The sequence below is a fragment of the Pseudomonas sp. S1_E05 genome (assembly GCF_056337105.1).
On sequence record NZ_JBFRHM010000001.1, the window covers coordinates 698,735 to 718,196 of the forward strand.

Here is a 19,462-nt window from a genome sequence, read left to right on the forward strand (position 1 = left end):
GCCCATGAACGCCAATGCAAAGCCAGATCCCTCCGACCTGAAGCTCTCCGAGTTCCTGTGCTTTGCGGTCTATTCCACCAACCTGGCATTCGGCAAGGCCTACAAGCCATTGCTCGAACAACTGGGGCTGACCTACACGCAGTACATCACCTTGGTGGCGCTCTGGGAAACCGACGATCAGACCGTCGGCAGCCTGGGTGAAAAGTTGTTCCTGGAATCCAACACCCTCACGCCGATCCTGAAAAAACTGGAGGCGATGGGGTACCTGCAACGCCAGCGTGACCCCGAGGACGAGCGGCAGGTGCGGATCAAACTGACCCAACAGGGCAGGGCGCTGCGCGAGAACCAGCCGGAAAGCGGGCTGGCCGAGGCCACCGGGCTGACTTCGGCAGAGTTCGTGCAACTGCAACAGTCGGTTGTAAAACTGCGCAGCAACCTGATCAAATCAATGCGTTCGACGAACTGACCCACACCGGCGCAGGCAAGCAGCGCAAGATCGGAGAATCCCATGAAGCCTCGATTTTCCTGCTCCGCCCTCTGGGTTGCTGCGCTGGCCTGCGGCGCGTTCTCCTGCGCCAATGCCGTCGAATACACGCAGGTCAATGCTACGGCCAGCACACTGTCCTTCACCTATAACCAATTCAGCTCACGGGTTTACGGCACCTTCAGCCGTTTCGAGGGCACACTGGATTTCGATACCGCCAACCCTTCGGCGGCTCATGCCGGGCTGATCATCGAGCTCGACAGCATTGACGCCGGCAGCAGTGACGCAAACGAAGAGCTGAAAAAACCGGCCTGGTTCGACACGGCCAATTCACCCGTGGCGACGTTCGCCTCAACGGCGGTGAAAGCCCTCGGCGACAGCCGCTATCTGATTACCGGCACGCTGACCATCAGGGGCATCACCCAAGTAGTAGACGTGCCGGTGCTGCTCAAGGCGGATAGATCCATCGGCATCTTCGACGGCCAACTGACCCTCAGGCGCAGCGATTTCAAGATCGGAGAGGGCGAGTTTGCCGACACCGTGGTCTCCAATGACATCAACATCCGCTTTCGCATGGTCGCGCCACAGCAATAGTGGCGTTGTCATTGATCTGATCGCTTGCCCTGCCATGATTTTGCTGTCATCGTTTACGCGACTGGTAATCTTTCTTATTTGAGAAATTTTTTCGTATGCCCGATGTTTCCGTGGCCGAGGATGATTTTTCCCGCCGTCAGCGCACCTTCACCGACCTTTACAGCGCACACCATTGCTGGTTGCACGGCTGGCTACGAAAAAAACTCGGCTGCTCACAACGCGCGGCCGATCTGGCCCATGACGCCTTCATCCGTGTGCTCAGCCTTGCCGAACCGCACACCATCAAGGAGCCGCGGGCATTCCTGGCGACGACGGCGGGGCGCCTGTTGATCGATGGCGCTCGACGTCGTCGCATTGAGCAAGCCTACCTTGAAGCCTTGGCGATCCAGGCGCAGGAGGCCGGCATGCCGGACCCCGAGGCGGTCCATGTGGCGTTGGAGGCACTGGAAAAAATCGCTGTAATGCTCGCCGGGTTGCCGACCAAGTCCCGCGAGGCATTCCTGCTCAGCCGTCTCGATGGCCTGACCTACAGCGAGATCGCAATCGAGCTGAACGTCTCGGCCAGCACGGTCAAGAACTACGTCGCCAGTGCGCTCGTGCATTGCTACAACACCCTGTACAGCGCGGACCAACCTTGAACGCCTTCGAGCAACCCTCCGATCGCATGATCAACGCAGCGGCCCATTGGTTGACCTTGCTGCACGATGACCTGTCGACGGATGCCGACCGCGAGGCGTTCGAACTCTGGCGCGAGGCTGACCCGCTTCACGCGTTGGCTGTTGAGCGTATGCGCGAGTTGCTGGGCAGTCTCGATGAACTGCCGGTGGCGCCGGCGCGTGTCGCCCTCAAGCAGGCCTTTATCCGGCCGCGGCCGACGATGGCGGCTCGCGGTGCGCAGGCTGTGGCGTTGCTGGGGGTGTTGATGTGTGGCTGGATCGGCCTGGATAACCTGCCGGTCTGGCTCGCCGACCAACGTACGGGCGTCGGTGAGCGGCGCGAACTGGTGCTGTCGGACGGCAGCCATGTTCAGCTCAACAGCGACTCGGCGCTGGACGTGAAATTCGATGGCCAGCAGCGCGTGATCGAATTGCTCTCCGGGGAGTTGTGGGTCGAGGTGGCCAAGGATGCCCAGCGTCCGTTCGTGGTGCGCACCGACCAAGGCACGGCCACCGCGCTGGGGACTCGGTATTTGGTCAAGCGTGATGCCGATGGCTCGACGGTGGTCAGCGTGCTCGAATCGGTGGTTGCCGCCAAACCCAGGGCGGGGGAGGTAGTGAACGTCAAGGCGGGTGAGCAGACCGTTCTTCGCGACGGCGACGTGGCTAAACCGCAAGCCATCGGCAACGCCAGCCCGGATGCCTGGACCCGTGGCCTGCTCAAGGTCGACGACCGACCCTTGAGCGAAGTACTGCACGAATTGGCCAGCTATCGGCACGGCCTGGTGCGGTTCGACGAACAGGCGCTGCAAGGCCTGCGGGTTTCCGGCGTGTTCCGCCTGGACGACACCGACGCAGCACTGGCTACCCTGGCAGACAATCTGCCCATTGATGTGGAGCGGTTTACGGATTGGCTGGTGGTGGTGAAGCGGCGCTAGCGCTTGCATCACACCTTTCTGTAGGAGCGCGCTTGCTCGCGATGGCAGTGTGTCAGCCAGCTTAAATGCAACTGACACACCGCCATCGCGAGCAAGCTCGCTCCTACAGGGTAATAGGTGGCTGCAGAAAGAATTTAATGCAAATCGATCGCATTCCTTGTCTCTTTTTTCGACATGGCCGTCATGGTTAGTAATGCCTAACCTTTCGCAGGATTTCCCATGTCACGCTTTGTTCGTCCGTTGCACCCACTGGCGCTTTCAGTGGCGATGGCTTTTGTCGCAACACCGCTGCTGGCGGTTGAACCTTCGGTCCCTGGTGCCCACGCCAGCGCAGTACACAGTTTTTCAATTGCTGCCGGTGATCTGAGCCAGGCACTCAACAGCCTGGCCGAGCAAGCGGGCCTGGCATTGGCCTTCGACCCGGCATTGACCCGCAGCAAAAGCAGCAACGGCCTGAACGGTTCCTTCAGCACCCGCCAGGCACTGGCCCGATTGCTCCAGGGCACTGGTCTCAATGCCATCGCGCTCTCGGACACCCGTTATCGCATCGAGCCTGCACCCGAACCGGTGGAAGGCTCCCTGGAGTTACAAGCGACCAACATCAACGGCGCCTACGCCAGCGAAAGTCCGACCGGCCCGGTGAGAGGTTATGTGGCAACCCGCTCGCTGTCGGCGACCAAGACGGATGCGGCGCTGATCGAAACCCCGCAGTCGATTTCGGTGGTGACCAAGGACCAGATGCGCGCCCAAGGCGCCGAAAGCCTCAACCAGATCCTGCGCTACACCGCCGCCGTGGTCACTGAAAGTCGTGGCTCCACGGCCTCGCGCCTGGACCAGATGACCATTCGCGGGTTCTCTCCGGCGGTGTACCTGGACGGCCTGCGCATGCCCGGCAGCCGGGACGCGTCGCCGCAAAAGGATTCGTTCGACCTTGAGCGCGTGGACGTGCTGCGCGGCCCATCGTCGGTGCTCTACGGCCAGGCCAGCCCGAGTGGCGTGGTCAACATGGTCAGCAAGCGGCCGCTGGACACGCCGTTCCATGAAATCGGCGTTGAGTACGGCACCTTCAACAAGAAACGCACGACCTTCGACCTGAGCGGCCCGCTGGATGATCAAGGGGTCTATTCCTATCGGGTGGCCGGCCTGTACGACGAGGCCGACGGCCAGCTCGAACACACCGAAACCCAGCGTCAGGCGATTTCCTCGTCCTTCACCTGGCGGCCGAGCGACGACACCTCGCTGACCCTGCTCGGGCATTTCCAGAAAGACCCGAAAGCCGCGTCCTACGGTTCGATGCCCGCATGGGGTTCGGTACTCGACAGCCCGATAGGCCGGGACATCGATGTTGACTTCTATGACGGCGATGAGGATTTCGAGAAGAGCGACCGCCAGTATTTCTCTGTCGGTTACCTGTTCGAGCACCACCTCAACGATGTCTGGACCCTGCGCCAGAACGCCCGCTACCTGCGCAGCGAGGGCGAGTATCGCAGCCTCTACCACAGCAACCTGCGCGCCGATTACCGCACGTCCAACCGGTCGACCATCGCCACCGATGTCAACCTGGACTCCTATACCGTGGATAACCAGGCCCAGGCCAAGTTCGACACCGGCCCGGTGCAGCACACCGTGCTGTTTGGGGGCGATTATCAGAACACCAGCACTGATACCAAATCCGGTTTCGGTACCGGCCCGACCCTGGATATTTTCGATCCGGTGTACGGTGCTCCAGTCACCACGCCGGCCTACACCACCGACGCCACCCAGCGTAACCAGCAGAAAGGCCTGTACCTTCAGGACCAACTGAAGTGGGACCGATGGGTTTTGCTGCTGGGAGGGCGGTATGACTGGGCGACCAACCACAACAGCTCACTGAATCTGCAGAGAAATGTGAAGACCAAAACCTCGCTGGACAGCGAAGCGTTCACCGGTCGCGTGGGCCTGGTCTACCTGTTCGACAACGGCCTGGCACCCTACATCAGCTACACCGAGTCCTTCGAACCGCAGTCGGGGACCGGCTACGGCGGCTCGGTGTTCAAGCCGACCGAGGGCAAGCAATATGAAATGGGTATCAAGTATCAGCCACCGGGCAGCAACAGCTTCATTACCGCGTCGGTCTTCGACCTGACGCAGACCAACGTGCCGACGCTCGATCCGGACCCGACGCACCTCTGCGGCAACGGCCGTTGCCAGGAACAAAGTGGTGAAGTGCGCTCCCGAGGTTTTGAGCTGGAAGGCAAGGCCAGCCTCAACGACAACCTCGACATCACGGCGGCCTATGCTTACCTCGACAACCGCATTACCAAGTCAAACAGCACCGTCAACTACGCGCCGCTGACCGACGTTGCCGTGGGCGCGCCCGTGTCGGCCAAAGGCACCACCACTTACGGCATTCCGCGCCACACAGCGTCGGTCTGGGCGGACTACACCTTCCACGACGGCGCCGCCAAAGGCTTTGGCGTCGGGGCTGGCGCACGTTACGTCGGTTCGTCCTGGGGCGATGCCGCCAACACGTTGAAGGTGCCGGGCTACACGCTGGTGGACGCGGCGGTGCACTACGACATCCCCAATGTCATGAGCCTCAAGGACAACCTGCGCTTGGCCGTGAATGCCAGCAACCTGGCAAACAAAGAGTACGTGTCCACCTGCTATTCGTACTCGTGGTGCTGGTACGGCGCGCAACGCACCGTGCAGGCGAGTGCGACTTACCAGTGGTGAGACAGGCGTGAAGTGATCGTTCCCGCGCAGAGCGTGGGAACGATCAGCCTCAAGCACGTTATGATGGGCACCTTCGCGTCAGCCTCAGAGCAGTGCCTTTCATGTTCCAGATCACCCACTTCAAAACCCCGTGCCCCGAGCACCTGTCCAGCCAGATCCTGCAGATGGTGGTCGATAATCTGACCGACATCAGCATGGTCGCCATCCCGCCGAGCAACCTGTTGTACAACGTGTACCAGTACACGATCGGCTATGAGGTGCACCTGTATCTGGAAGCGCTGAGCGGAGCGAAGGGGATCGCGGTGGAGTTGATCGTGGCCACGGATGTGGACGACCCGGATACGGTAGCGGGCTTCCTGCTCTATCTGCCGACCCAGGATGATCCCGAGGCGTGCAGCGTGGCCTACATGGCCGTGCAGGCAGGCCATCGGCGCCAGGGCGTGGCGCGCAGGATGCTGCGCGAGATGGTGGCTCGTTATCCCCACGCCGAGCTGACCTGCGCCGTGGCCAAGGTGCCGTGGTTCGAGTCGATGGGCTTTGCGCTGCTGGGTGCCCGTGGCACCCAGGTGCTGATGAGTACCCGCGACTATCGCTCGGCGGGGCGGGTAGGGCTGCTCGACACCACGTCGATCTACAGCTCACTGGAAGTGCGGCAGATTCACACCTACCTGCTGCAACGCCACGGCAAGCGCGCCATGATCGATGCCGAAAAACAGCGCGATCGGCATCTGGATCAGTTGACCCACAAAGTCAGTGAATTCGTGCGTGAACGGCTGGGCTGATCAGCGACGAAACACCAGCGCCTTCAACCCGCACTCGACGTCTGCGTCGGGAAACTCCGGCGGGTTTTCCAGGCGCTGCTCGAACTGCAGGCCCGGCGCTTCACGGGTGACACCGTCGATGAGGAAATCGGCGCCGAACGCCGGGTCGTTCATGCAGGCCAGAACGCTACCGTCGGGTGTGAGCAGTTCCGGCAGGCGGCGCAACACCCGCTGGTAATCCTTGGTCAGCAAAAAGCTGCCTTTCTGGAAAGACGGTGGGTCGATGATGACCAGATCGTATGGCCCCTTGCCGATGACCTTGCCCCAGGATTTGAACAGGTCGTGGCCGAGGAAACTGACCTTGCTCATGTCGTGGCCATTGAGCCGATGGTTGTCGCGGCCACGGTTCAGCGCCGGGCTGGACATGTCGAGGTTGACCACGTGTTCGGCGCCACCCTCAATGGCCGCTACCGAAAATCCGCAGGTGTAGGCAAACAGGTTCAACACGCGTTTGCCCTGGGCGTTGGCGCGCACCCAATCACGGCCGTAACGCATGTCGAGGAACAACCCGGTGTTCTGTTTACGGCCCAGATCGACCCGATATTGCAGGCCACCCTCGGTGATCGTCATGTCCTCGATCACGTCCCCGACCAGCCACTCGGTGGTGCTTTGCAGCAGGTAGCGATGTTGCAGCGCCAGGGTATGCGCGCCCGACTGCGTCCACTGCACTGATCGGGTCAGCTCCAGCAGCCGCTGTTTCAACTCCTCGAGATGCGCAGGCTCGGGTTCCTTGAACAGCGACACCAGCACCACGCCCTGCATCCAGTCGACAGTCAACTGTTCCAGCCCCGGCCAGCAGCGGCCACGACCGTGAAACAGTCGGCGGGTTTCCGCTGGGGCGGTTGCCAGTGCGGTCAGCAGGTGATCGTGGAGGGTGGTGAGGGCTTGAGTGTTCATTGATTCGGTGTCGGCAGATGGCGGGGGGACGCAAGTTTAACCACCAATCCCCGTAGGAGCGAGTTTGGTACAGGGATCCATTCATCACAATTAAGTTAACTTTCGGTGAGGATTTGGCGACAAATCCCCCTCCATACTCGGCCCCAACGAACAACAATCACTGGAGCCGGACATGTCGCCGTCAACTGTTGCACCCAGGGCCAGCCACCCACGCTGGCTGCGGTTGACCCACTGGCTGAATGCGCTGGCGGTGCTGGTGATGGTCACCAGCGGCTGGCGGATCTACAACGCCTCGCCGCTCTACGAATTCAGTTTCCCGAAGTCGATCACCCTGGGTGGCTGGCTCGGCGGTGCTTTGCAGTGGCACTTCGCAGCGATGTGGTTTCTGGCGATCAACGGCCTGATCTACCTGATCATCAACCTGTTCAGCGGTCGCTTCAAACGCCGCTTTTTCCCGATTTCCCCCAAAGGAGTGCTGCATGACCTGTGGGCCGCCTTGCGCGGGAAACTGGGGCACGCTGACCTGAGCCATTACAACCAGGTGCAGCGATTCGCCTACCTGTTCGTGGTACTCGACATTGCGCTGCTGGTGATGTCCGGCCTGGTGTTGTGGAAGTCGGTGCAGTTTGCGCTGCTGCGCGAATTGCTGGGTGGCTACGAAGCGGCGCGGCATGTGCATTTCATTGCCATGGCGCTGCTGGTCGCCTTTGTCGCGGTGCACCTGTTGATGGTCGCGCTGGTCCCGAAAACGCTGCTGGCCATGATCGTCGGTCGCAAGGAGCCTGTATGAAAAAGCGCATTGAAGGCCTGGACGAAGACGCCATCCTCAAGGATGCCCGCAAGATCATCGCCCCGCAGATCGAGGATCGCTCGCGCCGTTCGTTCCTCATGCGTGGCCTGACACTCGGCGGTGTGGCGCTGTTGTCCGGCTGCAACATCACTGACAACGAAAGCGTCGAAACCGCATTGTCATCGATGTCCCGGCTAAACGATCGGGTACAGGGCTGGCTGTTCAATCCCAATGCGATGGCACCCACCTATCCGGCGTCGATGATCACTCGGCCGTTTCCCTTCAACGCGTTCTACGGTATCGACGAGGCACCGACCGTGGAGGAAGAGAGCTTTCGCCTGGAGGTCACCGGGCGGGTCGCCGACAAGCGCAGCTGGCGTCTGGAAGAGTTGCGCGCCATGGCGCAGCAAGAACAGATTACCCGACACATCTGCGTCGAAGGCTGGAGCGCCATCGGGCGTTGGGGCGGCGTGCGTTTCAGCGATTTCCTCAAGCGCGTAGGCGCTGACACCGACGCCAAATATGTTGGTTTCAAGTGCGCCGACGATTACTACACCAGCATCGACATGGCCACTGCGCTCCACGCGCAAACCATTCTGGCGCTGACCTACGACGGCGCCGTGCTGCCGCGTGAATACGGTTTCCCGATGAAGCTGCGCATGCCTACCAAGCTGGGCTACAAGAATCCCAAACACATCCAGGCGATTTTCGTCAGCAACACCTACAGCGGCGGCTACTGGGAAGACCAGGGCTACAACTGGTTCGGTGGCAGCTGACGGCGCCCGACGCATTCACCGCGCAGCGTGTGCTGCGCTCATTCGCAACCTGTGCTTCAAGGAGTTTGATCATGAAAAAATTGACCACCGTCGTTCTGTCCATGTGCCTGGCCATGGGCGCCGCCAGTGTTTTTGCTGCGGATACCATGAGCAAGGACAGCATGAGCAAGGACAGCATGAGCAAGGACAGCATGAGCAAGGACTCCATGTCCAAGGATGCAATGTCCAGGGACGCCATGAAAAAAGACGGCATGTCCAAGGATGCAATGTCCAAGGACTCGATGAAAAAGGACAGCATGTCCAAGGACGGGATGAAAAAAGATGCCATGTCCAAGGACGCCATGAAGAAGGATGCCATGTCGCAGTAAATCCACTGACCTGACTAAAACTTGATTTTCACCCCCTGCCTGTATCAAAAGTGAATTTCCGCGCAACCCGCTGCTCATACCTGTAAGCAGCGGGTTCGAGACCGCGAAATCATCAGGTATTCAGGGAGTGGCAAAATCATGAGTCCAGTATCGAAGGCGAACGAGAACCTTCCGGACGGGTTGATTCTGGTTGTCGAGGACGACCCGTTGATCCTGGAGTTTCTCTGCGAGATTCTTCAGGAGGAAGGTTTTGCAGTGGAACCACAGGTCAGCGCCGACGACGCAGCCAACTATCTGGAGCAGCATGCAAACAGGGTGGCCTTGCTGTTGACGGACATCACCATGCCCGGCGCACTCAACGGCGCCGACCTGGCCAACCAGTTCGGCGACCGCTGGCCCGAGAAGCCGATCATGATCATGTCGGGCTTCGAAACGCCGGAAAGTTCCGGTGTCCGACACGACGTGTCGTTCATCAAGAAACCCTGGGCGCTGGGGCAGATGCTCGATTGCGTCGAGGGTGCCTTGAAGTCGGGACCGGTCAGAAGGTGAGTTTCGCCGCTGGCAAATGCTACATTGCCGGGCATCAACCGTCCGGCTACCGCCAGAGGAAGTGCACCCTTGTCAGTCTTTAACAAACCCTATCGCGCCTTTCTGTTTGATATGGACGGCACCGTCCTCAATTCCATCGCCGCCGCCGAGCGCATCTGGACCGTCTGGGCCCAGCGCCATGGCGTGGATGTTGCGTCGTTCCTGCCGACCATTCACGGCGCCCGCGCCATCGATACCATCAACCGCCAGGGCCTTCCCGGCATCGATGCCGAAGCTGAGGCCGCATGGATCACCCAGGCAGAAATCGAGGATGTCGAAGGCATTGTCGAGGTGGCCAGCGCGGCGAAGTTCCTCCAGTCGTTACCAGCCAGGCAGTGGGCTATCGTCACTTCAGCACCCAGGGCATTGGCGCTGCGACGCATGGCGGCGGCGGGGATACCCGAGCCTGCGGTCATGGTCACGGCAGAGGATGTCAGCGCCGGCAAACCCGATCCGATGGGCTATCGCCTGGCGGCCAGGCGTCTGGACGTCGACATCACCGAATGCCTGATTTTCGAAGATGCCACGGTGGGGATATTGGCAGCGGAAGCGGCGGGGGCTGATTTGTTGATCATGACATCGACCCATGAGCATCCACTGGAGACGGCGCATGCGACTCTGGCGAGTTATGAGGGGGTGGGTGTGCAGCGGGATGACACGGGGCGGCTGATGCTTAACGCAATTGCCAGCTGAATCTCATTGCACTCTGTGGGAGCGAGCCTGCTCGCGATGGCGATAGATCTGGCACATGGGTGGTGGCTGGCTCGCCGTCATCGCGAGCAAGCTCGCTCCTACAGGGCGAGGCGGGCGCTGCGGCGGATCACCTGCGGCGGTTGGCCGAAGGCCCGGAGAAATGCCTCGCGCATCCGCCGTCGATCTTTGAACCCCGTTTCGGCGGCAATCTGATCGAGCGTCAAACGCCCGCGCTCCAGCATCTGCCGCGCCGTTTCCAGGCGCAGGTTTTCGATGGCCTTGGCCGGCGACTGGCCGGTTTCGGCACGAAATGCCCGGCTGAACTGGCGCGGACTCAGGCGCGCCACGTCCGCCAGTTGTTCCACTGACAGCGCCTGGGCGAGGTGCTCCCGGGCATAGCCGAGTACGGTCTGGATGCGGTCGGATTTGGGCTCCAGTTCCAGCATCGCCGAATGCTGGGACTGACCGCCCGCGCGGCGGTGGTACATCACCAGTTTCTGCGCGACGGAACGGGCCAGTTCGGCGCCGTGGTCCTTTTCGACCATCGCCAGTGCCAGGTCAATGCCGGCGGTCATGCCCGCAGAGGTCCAGATCGAACCGTCGATCACGTAGATGCGATCTTCCTCGATCTTGATCTTCGGAAACCTCGCTTGAAGCTCCCGCGCGTAAGCCCAGTGGGTGGTCGCCCGGCGACCGTCGAGCAAGCCGGCCTGGGCCAGCACGAAGGCTCCGGAGCAGATCGACGCCGTACGCCGGGTGGTTTTCACGCTGGCACGCAGGTAGTTCAAAACACCCTCGGGAGCCTGCTCGAGAATGGCGTCGCCACCGACCACGATGACGGTATCGAATACCCGCTCATCAAACGCCTGGGTTCCGACACTCAATCCCCCGGAAGCCCGCAGCACTTGCCCTTTCTCGGACACCACGCTCACGTCATACAGCGTTTCACCCGCGCTGAAGTTGGCGTATTCGAACACCGGCATCGCCGCCAGCGCCATGGACTGGAACCCCTCAAATACCACGAACGCCACGCCTGTCATGTCGAAATCCTCAAGCTGCATGTCCGGAAAACGTACTTTAAACGTCATTTGAGCCAAGTGTCAGTCGATTTATAACGTTCACATCCGGCGAATGATCGCCTAATCGTGAAGGAAATTGACCATGACGCTTTCAACCAAGGGCACCGCGCTCATCACTGGCGCTTCTTCCGGGATTGGCGCGGTCTACGCCGACCGTCTCGCTCGTCAGGGCTACGACCTCATCCTGGTCGCCCGCAGCCGAACCAAACTTAATGCGCTGGCGACCCATTTGAGCAATGAAACCGGCCGGACGGTCGAGGTGGTCGCCGCCGATCTCAAAGACCCCTCCGACCTGCTGAGGGTCGAGGACCTGCTGCGCACTGACGCCAGCATCACCTTGCTGGTCAACAACGCCGGGGTGGGTGGCGTCATGCCCTTGCTGGGCAGTCCGGTGGATGACATGCAAGACATGATCACCCTTAACGTCACAGCGTTGATGCGCCTGGCCTACGCAGTCGTGCCGGGGTTCGTCGCCCGTGGCACCGGCGCGGTGATCAATATCTCCTCGATCGTGGCCATTGCCCCGGAAATTCTCAATGGCGTGTACGGCGGCACCAAGGCATTCGTGCTGAGCCTGAGTCAATCCATGCATCATGAACTGGCCGACAAGGGCATTCGTGTTCAAGCGGTGCTGCCCGGCGCCACCGCCACCGACTTCTGGAGCGAGGCGGGCAATCCGGTGGAAAACCTGCCACAGGAGATCGTCATGTCCGCCGAAGACATGGTCGACGCTGCACTGGCAGGGTTCGCCAATGGCGAGGTGGTGACGATTCCCGGTTTGCATGATGGCCAGCAGTGGGACCTTTACGAGGCGCAGCGCCGAACGCTTTCGGGACTGTTCGGCAGTTCCACGGCGGCGCCCCGGTATCGTTGAAATGCCGTGCGGGGTCAGCTCTGTGTCAGGGTGGACTAGACTTGATTAAGGTGCTTTTGGAGCCTTGTCATGCTGCACATCCGAACACCCCTGATCCTGCACCCGACCCTGTCTACGGCCACCCGGCGGATCTGGCTCAAACTGGAAAACCTGCAACCCAGCGGCTCATTCAAGCTGCGGGGTATGGGGCTGTTGTGCAGCCAGGCCAAGGCGGCAGGCAAGCGCAGAGTGGTGTGCCCCTCGGGTGGCAATGCCGGTTTTGCCACGGCGGTGGCGGCGGCCCGTCTGGATTTGCAGGCCTGTATCGTGGTGCCGCATACCACGCCGGAAACCACTCGAACCAAAATTCGCGCCACGGGTGCCGAAGTGATCGTCCACGGCAAGGTCTGGGACGACGCCAATCAGCGCGCGAAGGAGCTCTGCCTTGGGGCAGAAACCGAGTACGTTCCGGCATTTGATCACCCGGTGTTGTGGGAGGGCCACAGCACAATGATCGATGAAATCCTCGAAGACTGTCCGCAGGTTGATACGCTGGTGACATCAGTCGGCGGCGGCGGGTTGCTGGCCGGATTGCTCACCGGGCTGATTCGTCATGGCCGTCTGGATTGCCACATCATCGCCTGCGAAACCCTGGGCGCGGCGTCTTTTTCAGCGGCGATGAAGGCCGGGCATCCCGTCAGGTTATCTCGGATCGACACTGTCGCAACTTCGCTGGGCGCGGCGCAGGTGGCGGCGTGGCCAGTGCAACATATCCTCGACTTTCCTCATCGCTGCGTGGTGCTCGGCGATGACGAGGCGATCATGGGCGTGGTGCGTTACGCCGGCGATTTGCGTCAGTTGGTGGAGCCGGCGTGTGGCGTTTCGTTGGCCATTGCGTATCTGGACCATCCGGCCATTACCGGTGCCCATGACGTGGTGATCGTGGTGTGCGGCGGCGTCAGCATCAGTGCGCAACTGGTTGCCGGCTGGGCGCGTTGATCGGATCCACGAAGACAACGCGAAGCAGGGCTGGAAACGCTATCCAAGTGTCACAAGCCCCACCGCGATTGTTCTATCGCTATTGGCCGGCGGCGGTGCCGTCCTGGATCAGGATTGCCCTGGCCAGGTCTTCGTCGCTGGCATTCAGCCCAGGATTGTCCTGGCGAATCTGCTGCATGACCGACTCCAGGTAAACGCCACGAATCGCGCCGCCGCTGGCCACGAAGCTGGAGGCGTCGTCCCGGGCAGGGATCATGAGTTTATGGTCCTTGAAGGTTGAATACAGCGACGCGGAGACACCGGCCGATGTGGCGACATCGCCCGCATCCACTTTCGCGAAAGCCGAGCCAAAAGGTAAGCACAACACAAGTGACGAGAGAATGATCAGACGGCGCATGACAGTGTCCTCCGAAAGCATTAAACGTGCTGCATGAGAGAAGTCCCACATCACTTAGGATGCCCAGTGATCGCAGAGAGTTCCTTTAAACCGATTCATCGCATTCAAACCATTCCGCTCGTCGGTTGGAGGGTGCCAGGCGCCCGGAACTGTCATTTGTGTCAGTAGGCGCTCGGGAATGCGCGTGGTATTGAAGTCCCCATGAACAGCTTCGGCGTGCACACCCACACTCCCGGCCTCGCGGCGATCGACCCGCGCGGTTTGGTAGTGCGCGAAGTTGCATATTGTCGGGGGGCCGAGGATGAGGCGCCTCAAGCGCACATCACCCGGCAGGTGTTCGATGCGCAGGGGCGCGATGTGGCGCATTTTGATCCGCGTTTTTCGCTCGACGGGCAGGTTCCTAATCTCACGTCCATCCATGGGTTATCGGCGGTCGAGCGGCTGACCAGCCGTGCCGATGCAGGGTGGAGCGTGGTGCTGTCAGGCGAAGCGGGGCAACTATTGCAACGCTGGGACAGTCGCAGCAGTCAGCAGCGCAGTTACGATGGGTTGCTGCGTCCCATCGCGATCACCGAGCAGATTCACGATGAATCGGGACGGGTTGTCGAGCGTTTCGAGTACGGCAAACCCGATGGCGGAGCGCGCAACCAGTGTGGCCAGTTGATCCGCCACGATGATCCTGCCACCACGCGGCACATGCCTGATTTCGATCTGCATGGCTTGCCGTTGCTTGAGACCAGTCATTTTCTGAAATCGCTTGATCCGGTCAACTGGCCCGAAGAGCTCGCTGGACGGGATGACTTGCTGGAGAACGGGCCGGGTCTCGACAGCCAATGGACCTATGACGCCCTGGGCGAAGTGGCAACGCAGACCGATGCCAACCACAACCGCCGACGCGTCAGCCTGACCTGCGCGGGGCAGCTCAGTGCTGTGCATTTGCAGCCAACGGGCGCTGCCGAAGTCACCCTCGTCAGTGACATCCATTACAACGCCGGAGGCCAGGTCGAACAGGAGCGGGCGGGTAACGACGTGATTACCCGTGCGATGTTTGGTCCCGAGGATACCCGCCTCGAACGCCTGAGCGCGGGGCTCCCCGGCCAACCGTTATTGCAGGATTTGCTTTACGAATACGACGCGGTCGGTAATCCGGTGCGCATCGAAGATCAGTCGAAAACCGTCACATACTTCAAGAACCAACAAGTCGATCCGGTCAGCGCGTACACCTATGACAGCCTCTACAGGCTTATCGCCGCCACCGGCCGTGAGGTCTTCCACGCTGCCAACGATCCCAACGCCCTGGTCAATTACCGTGAGGAGTACGCCTACGACGCGGGCGGCAACACTCTGGAATTGCGCCATCTTGGTGTTCAATCCTTCACCCGGCATTGGGCAGTGGACGAAAGCAGCAATCGCAGCCTTGTTCCAAACGAAGGTGATCCCCCACCGGACTTTGTCCAAGCCTTCGATGGCAACGGTAACCAGCGGTATTTGCTACGCGGGCAGACGCTAAGCTGGGACACCCGCAACCAGCTAAGCGAAGTTTCCCCGGTCACCCGTGACGACGGCGAAGACGACTCAGAACTCTACCGCTACGGCGGTGGCGGAAAACGCCTGCGCAAGGTACGCCGGTCGCTGGCCTCCGGTCGTAACCTGATCGCCGAGGTACGTTACCTGCCAGGGCTGGAAATCCATCTCACGGCCAACGGCGAAGAACGTCACGTGGTCGAAGTCCAGGCCGGGCGCAACAGCGTGCGACTTGAGCACTGGGTCGGCAATCCGCCGGTAGGCATCGACAACGATTATCTGGTCTACGGCGTGAGCGATCACCTGCGCTCCAGCCTGCTGGAACTGGACGAACAGGCCGCTGTGATCAGTGACGAAGGTTATCGGCCGTATGGCGAGCGCGCCTGGTGGATCGCCCATCAAGGCGCCAAAGCGTCATATAAAACACGCGGCTACTCTGGCAAACAGCGCGATGCCACGGGTTTGATTTATTACGGTTTCCGCTATTACGCGCCCTGGCTACTGCGCTGGATCAACCCCGACCCGGCAGGGGAGGTGGATGGATTGAATCTGTACTGCTTCGTGCGCAACTCTCCGGTGCGTTATTTCGACGGAGACGGCCGGCTGACAGAGCAACAGAAACAACAAGCGATCAAGGACTTCGTCGAATGGTCATTGACCAATCCGGTCGATCCATCTCAAGTGCAAGCCATTGCCCGCTCACTGGAGACTATGGCCCCTGCGGCCTCGACGTCTGGCTCCTGGAGTCAGCCCTTTCAGACCGCGCAAGCGGTTGTTCCCTCCGCATTGTCTGTGCCAGCGAATGACAGTCTTGATGAGGGATATCTAACACGGATGGTGTCTTTCGCACTCAATGGCTTCATACCAGTCGATCCATCTCGACCTTCGACGTCACAGAATCCTGTAACACCGGTTCAAGGGACGTCCATGGAACAGGACCCTGATAAGCCTTTTGTGTGCGAGTTTTGCGGGAAGGGCTTGAAGAGCGCGTTTCTAAGGAAGAGGCACTCAATAACTCATTCCAGGGGCGAACCGCAGGAATGTAACCTTTGTCCTAAAACCTTTCTGCGGCGCGATTTGCTCACACAGCATTACTCGGTGCATCAGGGGCTGAAGCCCTTTAAGTGCGATATTGGAACTTGCACTCAGAGTTTTGGTAGGAAAGGTCATCTAGAGAACCACAAGATTTCCCATTCTGAAGTGAGAAATTTTGTCTGTCCGACGTGCTCAGCCGCTTTCAAGCTAAAGCAAACCTTAAATCAGCATATTGCACGCTTACACAAGAAAAAATTCAGGGTTCAATGCGCGGTATGCCCAAAATCCTACACGGGGCATAGTGAGTTGAACAGACATGTGCGAAGGACGCATTCCCGAAATACCGAGCTGATCGGCTTCGCTCGTCAATAGTGATAGGTAGAACTCGTTAGTCTTCGCTACATATTGTGTAAGAAAGCGTCGCTGCGAGAGGAAAAAATAAAGTCGCAATTGTCATCGGCACTGCAAGAGGTTTGTATAGATAGGCCAGCACTGTCATTTGTGTCAGTAGGCGCATTGCGCTGTACGTGGTATTCACATCTGCATGAACAGAGTCAGCGTGGATGCCCATACGCCCGGTCTCGCGGTCATTGATCCGCGAGGGTTAGGGGTGCGGGCGGTGGCCTACTGTCGGGCGGACGGGGATGAGGCGCCTCAAGCGCACATCACCCGGCAGGTGTTCGATGCGCAGGGGCGCGATGTGGCGCATTTTGATCCGCGTTTTTCGCTCGACGGGCAGGTTCCCAATCTCACGTCCATCCATGGGTTATCGGCGGTCGAGCGGCTGACCAGCCGTGCCGATGCAGGGTGGAGCGTGGTGCTGTCAGGCGAAGCGGGGCAACTATTGCAACGCTGGGACAGTCGCAGCAGTCAGCAGCGCAGTTACGATGGGTTGCTGCGTCCCATCGCGATCACCGAGCAGATTCACGATGAATCGGGACGGGTTGTCGAGCGTTTCGAGTACGGCAAACCCGATGGCGGAGCGCGCAACCAGTGTGGCCAGTTGATCCGCCACGATGATCCTGCCACCACGCGGCACATGCCTGATTTCGATCTGCATGGCTTGCCGTTGCTTGAGACCAGTCATTTTCTGAAATCGCTTGATCCGGTCAACTGGCCCGAAGAGCTCGCTGGACGGGATGACTTGCTGGAGAACGGGCCGGGTCTCGACAGCCAATGGACCTACGATGCCCTGGGTGGAGTGGCGACGCAGACGGACGCCAAGCTAAACCGCAGACGCTTCAGCGTGACCTGTGCGGGGCAGATCAGTGCGGTGCACTTGCAACCGATGGGCGCTGCCGAAGTCACGCTTGTCAGTGATATCCACTACAACGCCGGAGGCCAGGTCGAACAGGAGCGGGCGGGTAACGACGTGATTACCCGTGCGATGTTCCGTCCCGAGGATGCCCGCCTCGAACGCCTGAGCGCCGGGCTACCCGGTCAAGCGCTGCTGCAGGATTTGCAGTACGACTACGACGCGGTCGGTAATCCGGTGCGCATCGAAGATCAATCGAAAACCGTCACATACTTCAAGAACCAACAAGTCGATCCGGTCAGCACGTACACCTATGACAGCCTCTACCGGCTTATCGCCGCCACCGGCCGTGAGGTCTTCCACGCCGCCAACGATCCCCATGCGTTGGTCAATTTCCGCGAAGAATACGACTACGACCCGGGCGGCAACTCCCTTGAACTGCGTCATCTCGGTGTCCAGCCATTCACCCGGCGCTGGGCCGTAGACGAGTTCAGCAACCGCAGCATGGTCCTCAACGACGGTGATCCTCCGCCGGATTTCACCCAAGCCTTCGACGGCAACGGTAACCAGAAACAATTGCTACGCGGGCAGACGTTGAGCTGGGACACCCGCAACCAGCTAAGCGAAGTTTCCCCGGTCACGCGCGACGACGGTGAAGACGACACCGAACTCTACCGCTACGGCGGTGGCGGAAAACGCCTGCGCAAGGTGCGCCGGTCGCTGGCCGCCGGTCGCAACCTGATCGCCGAGGTACGTTACCTGCCAGGGCTGGAAATCCACCTCACGGCCAACGGCGAAGAACGTCACGTGGTCGAAGTCGAGGCGGGCCGCAACAGCGTGCGGCTGGAACATTGGGTCACCCATCCGCCCACGGGCATCGACAACGATTACCTCGTTTACAGCCTCAATGATCACCTGCGCTCCAGCCTGCTGGAACTGGACGAGCAGGGCGCTCTGATCAGCGAAGAAGGCTATCGGCCGTATGGAGACAGAGCCTGGTGGGTTGCCCATCAAGGCGCCAAAGCGTCATATAAAACACGTGGCTACTCAGGCAAACAGCGCGATGCCACGGGTTTGATTTATTACGGTTTTCGCTATTACGCGCCCTGGCAGCAACGCTGGATCAATCCGGACCCTGCTGGGGAAATTGACGGGTCGAATCTGTACAGATTTGTGCGTAATTCGCCGGTGCGCTTTTTTGATGAAGATGGGCGGTATACGTATGAGGACATTCTCGCAAAACTGCTGAAAGGAAACCGCCTGGATGCAGGTGAGACGGCGTTCTTCAACGATTACATAGCCGCTACAAATGCACAGTACGCGGAGTGGTTGCGGCGAGGAGGTGAGTCCAACAGAGGAGTGATGGGTGAAGAGGCTATACATCCCGCCAGACAAGCGGAGAGTGAGAGTGCTCCTCGTCCTTTATCCCCCCAACCTTCAACGTCGCGTGAATCCCGTGAGCTGCTCGAAAGACAAAACCGTGATGCCGGGCGCCAAAGAAAAACCGCGAAAGATACCCAGACATCGGAAAAGACCGCAGCTCGCCTCAAAAACTTAAAATGTAATTTGTGCGAAAAAACTTTTTCATCAAGAAGTGGGCGTTACAAACACTCGGTACAACATACCGGAAGGATTCCATGCGATGAATGTGATCAGGTGTTTACACGGTGGGATCTCCGGGCTGTCCACAAGAGGAAAGATCATTCCCACGGTGGGGAACTAAGTTGTCCGTTTTGCGAAAAATCTTTTGCGTGGGAACTCACTCTGCAAGGTCACATTAACTCCCATACCGGTGAAAAACCATTCAAGTGCGCTCTTTGTAGCGCCGCGTTTGCCACTGCGAGCAATCTCCAGAGGCACTCTCGCATACACTCGGGCGACCTTCCTTACCCTTGCCCGCACTGCGGCGAAAAGTTTTCCCGATCAGATGTTTTGGCCATACATCTGAAGAGATTCCATTCGCAGAGTAAATGATCAGAACTGGTTCAAATAATCTGTTC

The 19,462-nt window shown here is 59.8% G+C and carries 18 protein-coding genes; 15 read left to right on the forward strand and 3 right to left on the reverse strand.

Annotated features, from left to right (window positions below; translation table 11 throughout):
- Positions 1 to 4: 4 nt before the first annotated feature.
- The 6 genes from AB4N33_RS03100 to AB4N33_RS03125 all read left to right on the forward strand — a co-directional run bounded on the left by AB4N33_RS03100 (position 5) and on the right by AB4N33_RS03125 (position 6,169).
- The gene (locus AB4N33_RS03100; protein ID WP_476456381.1) at positions 5 to 466 is read left to right on the forward strand and encodes a MarR family winged helix-turn-helix transcriptional regulator; all 462 of its coding nucleotides are present in this window, start codon (positions 5 to 7) and stop codon (positions 464 to 466) included.
- Positions 467 to 508: 42 nt separating this feature from the next.
- On the forward strand, positions 509 to 1,078 hold the full coding sequence (locus AB4N33_RS03105) for a YceI family protein (RefSeq protein ID WP_476456382.1): 570 nt from the start codon (positions 509 to 511) through the stop codon (positions 1,076 to 1,078).
- A gap of 95 nt (positions 1,079 to 1,173) precedes the next feature.
- The gene (locus AB4N33_RS03110; protein WP_460141372.1) at positions 1,174 to 1,716 is read left to right on the forward strand and encodes a sigma-70 family RNA polymerase sigma factor; all 543 of its coding nucleotides are present in this window, start codon (positions 1,174 to 1,176) and stop codon (positions 1,714 to 1,716) included.
- Between the two features lie 26 nt (positions 1,717 to 1,742).
- Positions 1,743 to 2,672, forward strand: a complete 930-nt coding sequence (locus AB4N33_RS03115; protein WP_476458772.1) for a FecR family protein — start codon at positions 1,743 to 1,745, stop codon at positions 2,670 to 2,672.
- Between the two features lie 219 nt (positions 2,673 to 2,891).
- Positions 2,892 to 5,387, forward strand: coding sequence for a TonB-dependent siderophore receptor (locus AB4N33_RS03120; protein ID WP_476456383.1), 2,496 nt, complete (start codon positions 2,892 to 2,894; stop codon positions 5,385 to 5,387).
- Between the two features lie 101 nt (positions 5,388 to 5,488).
- On the forward strand, positions 5,489 to 6,169 hold the full coding sequence (locus tag AB4N33_RS03125) for a GNAT family N-acetyltransferase (RefSeq protein ID WP_476456384.1): 681 nt from the start codon (positions 5,489 to 5,491) through the stop codon (positions 6,167 to 6,169).
- Here AB4N33_RS03125 and AB4N33_RS03130 read toward each other — a convergent pair whose 3' ends face one another.
- Positions 6,170 to 7,105 carry a class I SAM-dependent methyltransferase gene (locus AB4N33_RS03130; protein ID WP_476456385.1) on the reverse strand — a complete coding sequence of 312 codons (936 nt, stop codon included), beginning with the start codon at positions 7,103 to 7,105 and terminating at the stop codon, positions 6,170 to 6,172. It lies immediately after the preceding gene.
- Between the two features lie 172 nt (positions 7,106 to 7,277).
- Here AB4N33_RS03130 and AB4N33_RS03135 point away from each other — a divergent pair, with 172 nt between their 5' ends.
- The 5 genes from AB4N33_RS03135 to AB4N33_RS03155 all read left to right on the forward strand — a co-directional run bounded on the left by AB4N33_RS03135 (position 7,278) and on the right by AB4N33_RS03155 (position 10,320).
- Entirely contained in the window at positions 7,278 to 7,895 is a 618-nt protein-coding gene (locus AB4N33_RS03135; RefSeq protein WP_476456386.1) for a cytochrome b/b6 domain-containing protein, read from the forward strand.
- Positions 7,892 to 8,671, forward strand: coding sequence for a molybdopterin-dependent oxidoreductase (locus tag AB4N33_RS03140; protein ID WP_476456387.1), 780 nt, complete (start codon positions 7,892 to 7,894; stop codon positions 8,669 to 8,671). Before AB4N33_RS03135 ends, AB4N33_RS03140 begins: the two co-directional genes overlap by 4 nt.
- 71 nt (positions 8,672 to 8,742) lie before the next feature.
- The gene (locus AB4N33_RS03145) at positions 8,743 to 9,039 is read left to right on the forward strand and encodes a pentapeptide MXKDX repeat protein (protein WP_476456388.1); all 297 of its coding nucleotides are present in this window, start codon (positions 8,743 to 8,745) and stop codon (positions 9,037 to 9,039) included.
- Between the two features lie 138 nt (positions 9,040 to 9,177).
- The gene (locus AB4N33_RS03150) at positions 9,178 to 9,588 is read left to right on the forward strand and encodes a response regulator (protein ID WP_476456389.1); all 411 of its coding nucleotides are present in this window, start codon (positions 9,178 to 9,180) and stop codon (positions 9,586 to 9,588) included.
- 69 nt (positions 9,589 to 9,657) lie between these two features.
- Positions 9,658 to 10,320, forward strand: coding sequence for an HAD-IA family hydrolase (locus AB4N33_RS03155; protein ID WP_476456390.1), 663 nt, complete (start codon positions 9,658 to 9,660; stop codon positions 10,318 to 10,320).
- 98 nt (positions 10,321 to 10,418) lie between these two features.
- Here the strand turns inward: AB4N33_RS03155 and AB4N33_RS03160 are convergent, their stop codons facing one another.
- Positions 10,419 to 11,360, reverse strand: coding sequence for a GlxA family transcriptional regulator (locus AB4N33_RS03160; protein ID WP_476458773.1), 942 nt, complete (start codon positions 11,358 to 11,360; stop codon positions 10,419 to 10,421).
- A gap of 121 nt (positions 11,361 to 11,481) precedes the next feature.
- Here AB4N33_RS03160 and AB4N33_RS03165 point away from each other — a divergent pair, with 121 nt between their 5' ends.
- Both AB4N33_RS03165 and AB4N33_RS03170 read left to right on the forward strand, forming a co-directional pair.
- On the forward strand, positions 11,482 to 12,273 hold the full coding sequence (locus AB4N33_RS03165) for an SDR family NAD(P)-dependent oxidoreductase (RefSeq protein ID WP_476456391.1): 792 nt from the start codon (positions 11,482 to 11,484) through the stop codon (positions 12,271 to 12,273).
- Positions 12,274 to 12,342: 69 nt separating this feature from the next.
- Entirely contained in the window at positions 12,343 to 13,251 is a 909-nt protein-coding gene (locus tag AB4N33_RS03170; RefSeq protein ID WP_476456392.1) for a pyridoxal-phosphate dependent enzyme, read from the forward strand.
- 79 nt (positions 13,252 to 13,330) lie between these two features.
- On the opposite strand, the gene AB4N33_RS03175 is transcribed toward AB4N33_RS03170, so the two are convergent.
- A complete protein-coding gene (locus AB4N33_RS03175; protein ID WP_368559276.1) occupies positions 13,331 to 13,648 on the reverse strand; it encodes a DUF2388 domain-containing protein in 318 nt (105 codons plus the stop codon).
- A gap of 201 nt (positions 13,649 to 13,849) precedes the next feature.
- On the opposite strand from AB4N33_RS03175, the gene AB4N33_RS03180 reads away from it, so the two are divergent.
- Together AB4N33_RS03180 and AB4N33_RS03185 are read left to right on the forward strand one after the other, a co-directional pair.
- Positions 13,850 to 16,579, forward strand: coding sequence for an RHS repeat-associated core domain-containing protein (locus tag AB4N33_RS03180; protein WP_476456393.1), 2,730 nt, complete (start codon positions 13,850 to 13,852; stop codon positions 16,577 to 16,579).
- A gap of 172 nt (positions 16,580 to 16,751) precedes the next feature.
- Positions 16,752 to 19,436, forward strand: coding sequence for an RHS repeat-associated core domain-containing protein (locus tag AB4N33_RS03185; protein ID WP_476456394.1), 2,685 nt, complete (start codon positions 16,752 to 16,754; stop codon positions 19,434 to 19,436).
- The last annotated feature ends 26 nt before the right edge of the window (positions 19,437 to 19,462 follow it).

Coding starts and splice junctions, on each gene's coding strand:
- AB4N33_RS03170 (WP_476456392.1), top strand. CDS start 12,343: ATGCTGCACATCCGAACACCCCTGATCCTGCACCCGACCCTGTCTACG.
- AB4N33_RS03135 (WP_476456386.1), top strand. CDS start 7,278: ATGTCGCCGTCAACTGTTGCACCCAGGGCCAGCCACCCACGCTGGCTG.
- AB4N33_RS03115 (WP_476458772.1), top strand. CDS start 1,743: ATGATCAACGCAGCGGCCCATTGGTTGACCTTGCTGCACGATGACCTG.
- AB4N33_RS03125 (WP_476456384.1), top strand. CDS start 5,489: ATGTTCCAGATCACCCACTTCAAAACCCCGTGCCCCGAGCACCTGTCC.
- AB4N33_RS03140 (WP_476456387.1), top strand. CDS start 7,892: ATGAAAAAGCGCATTGAAGGCCTGGACGAAGACGCCATCCTCAAGGAT.
- AB4N33_RS03145 (WP_476456388.1), top strand. CDS start 8,743: ATGAAAAAATTGACCACCGTCGTTCTGTCCATGTGCCTGGCCATGGGC.
- AB4N33_RS03185 (WP_476456394.1), top strand. CDS start 16,752: ATGAACAGAGTCAGCGTGGATGCCCATACGCCCGGTCTCGCGGTCATT.
- AB4N33_RS03130 (WP_476456385.1), bottom strand. CDS start 7,105: ATGAACACTCAAGCCCTCACCACCCTCCACGATCACCTGCTGACCGCA.
- AB4N33_RS03165 (WP_476456391.1), top strand. CDS start 11,482: ATGACGCTTTCAACCAAGGGCACCGCGCTCATCACTGGCGCTTCTTCC.
- AB4N33_RS03180 (WP_476456393.1), top strand. CDS start 13,850: ATGAACAGCTTCGGCGTGCACACCCACACTCCCGGCCTCGCGGCGATC.
- AB4N33_RS03175 (WP_368559276.1), bottom strand. CDS start 13,648: ATGCGCCGTCTGATCATTCTCTCGTCACTTGTGTTGTGCTTACCTTTT.
- AB4N33_RS03100 (WP_476456381.1), top strand. CDS start 5: ATGAACGCCAATGCAAAGCCAGATCCCTCCGACCTGAAGCTCTCCGAG.
- AB4N33_RS03110 (WP_460141372.1), top strand. CDS start 1,174: ATGCCCGATGTTTCCGTGGCCGAGGATGATTTTTCCCGCCGTCAGCGC.
- AB4N33_RS03120 (WP_476456383.1), top strand. CDS start 2,892: ATGTCACGCTTTGTTCGTCCGTTGCACCCACTGGCGCTTTCAGTGGCG.
- AB4N33_RS03105 (WP_476456382.1), top strand. CDS start 509: ATGAAGCCTCGATTTTCCTGCTCCGCCCTCTGGGTTGCTGCGCTGGCC.
- AB4N33_RS03150 (WP_476456389.1), top strand. CDS start 9,178: ATGAGTCCAGTATCGAAGGCGAACGAGAACCTTCCGGACGGGTTGATT.
- AB4N33_RS03160 (WP_476458773.1), bottom strand. CDS start 11,360: ATGACAGGCGTGGCGTTCGTGGTATTTGAGGGGTTCCAGTCCATGGCG.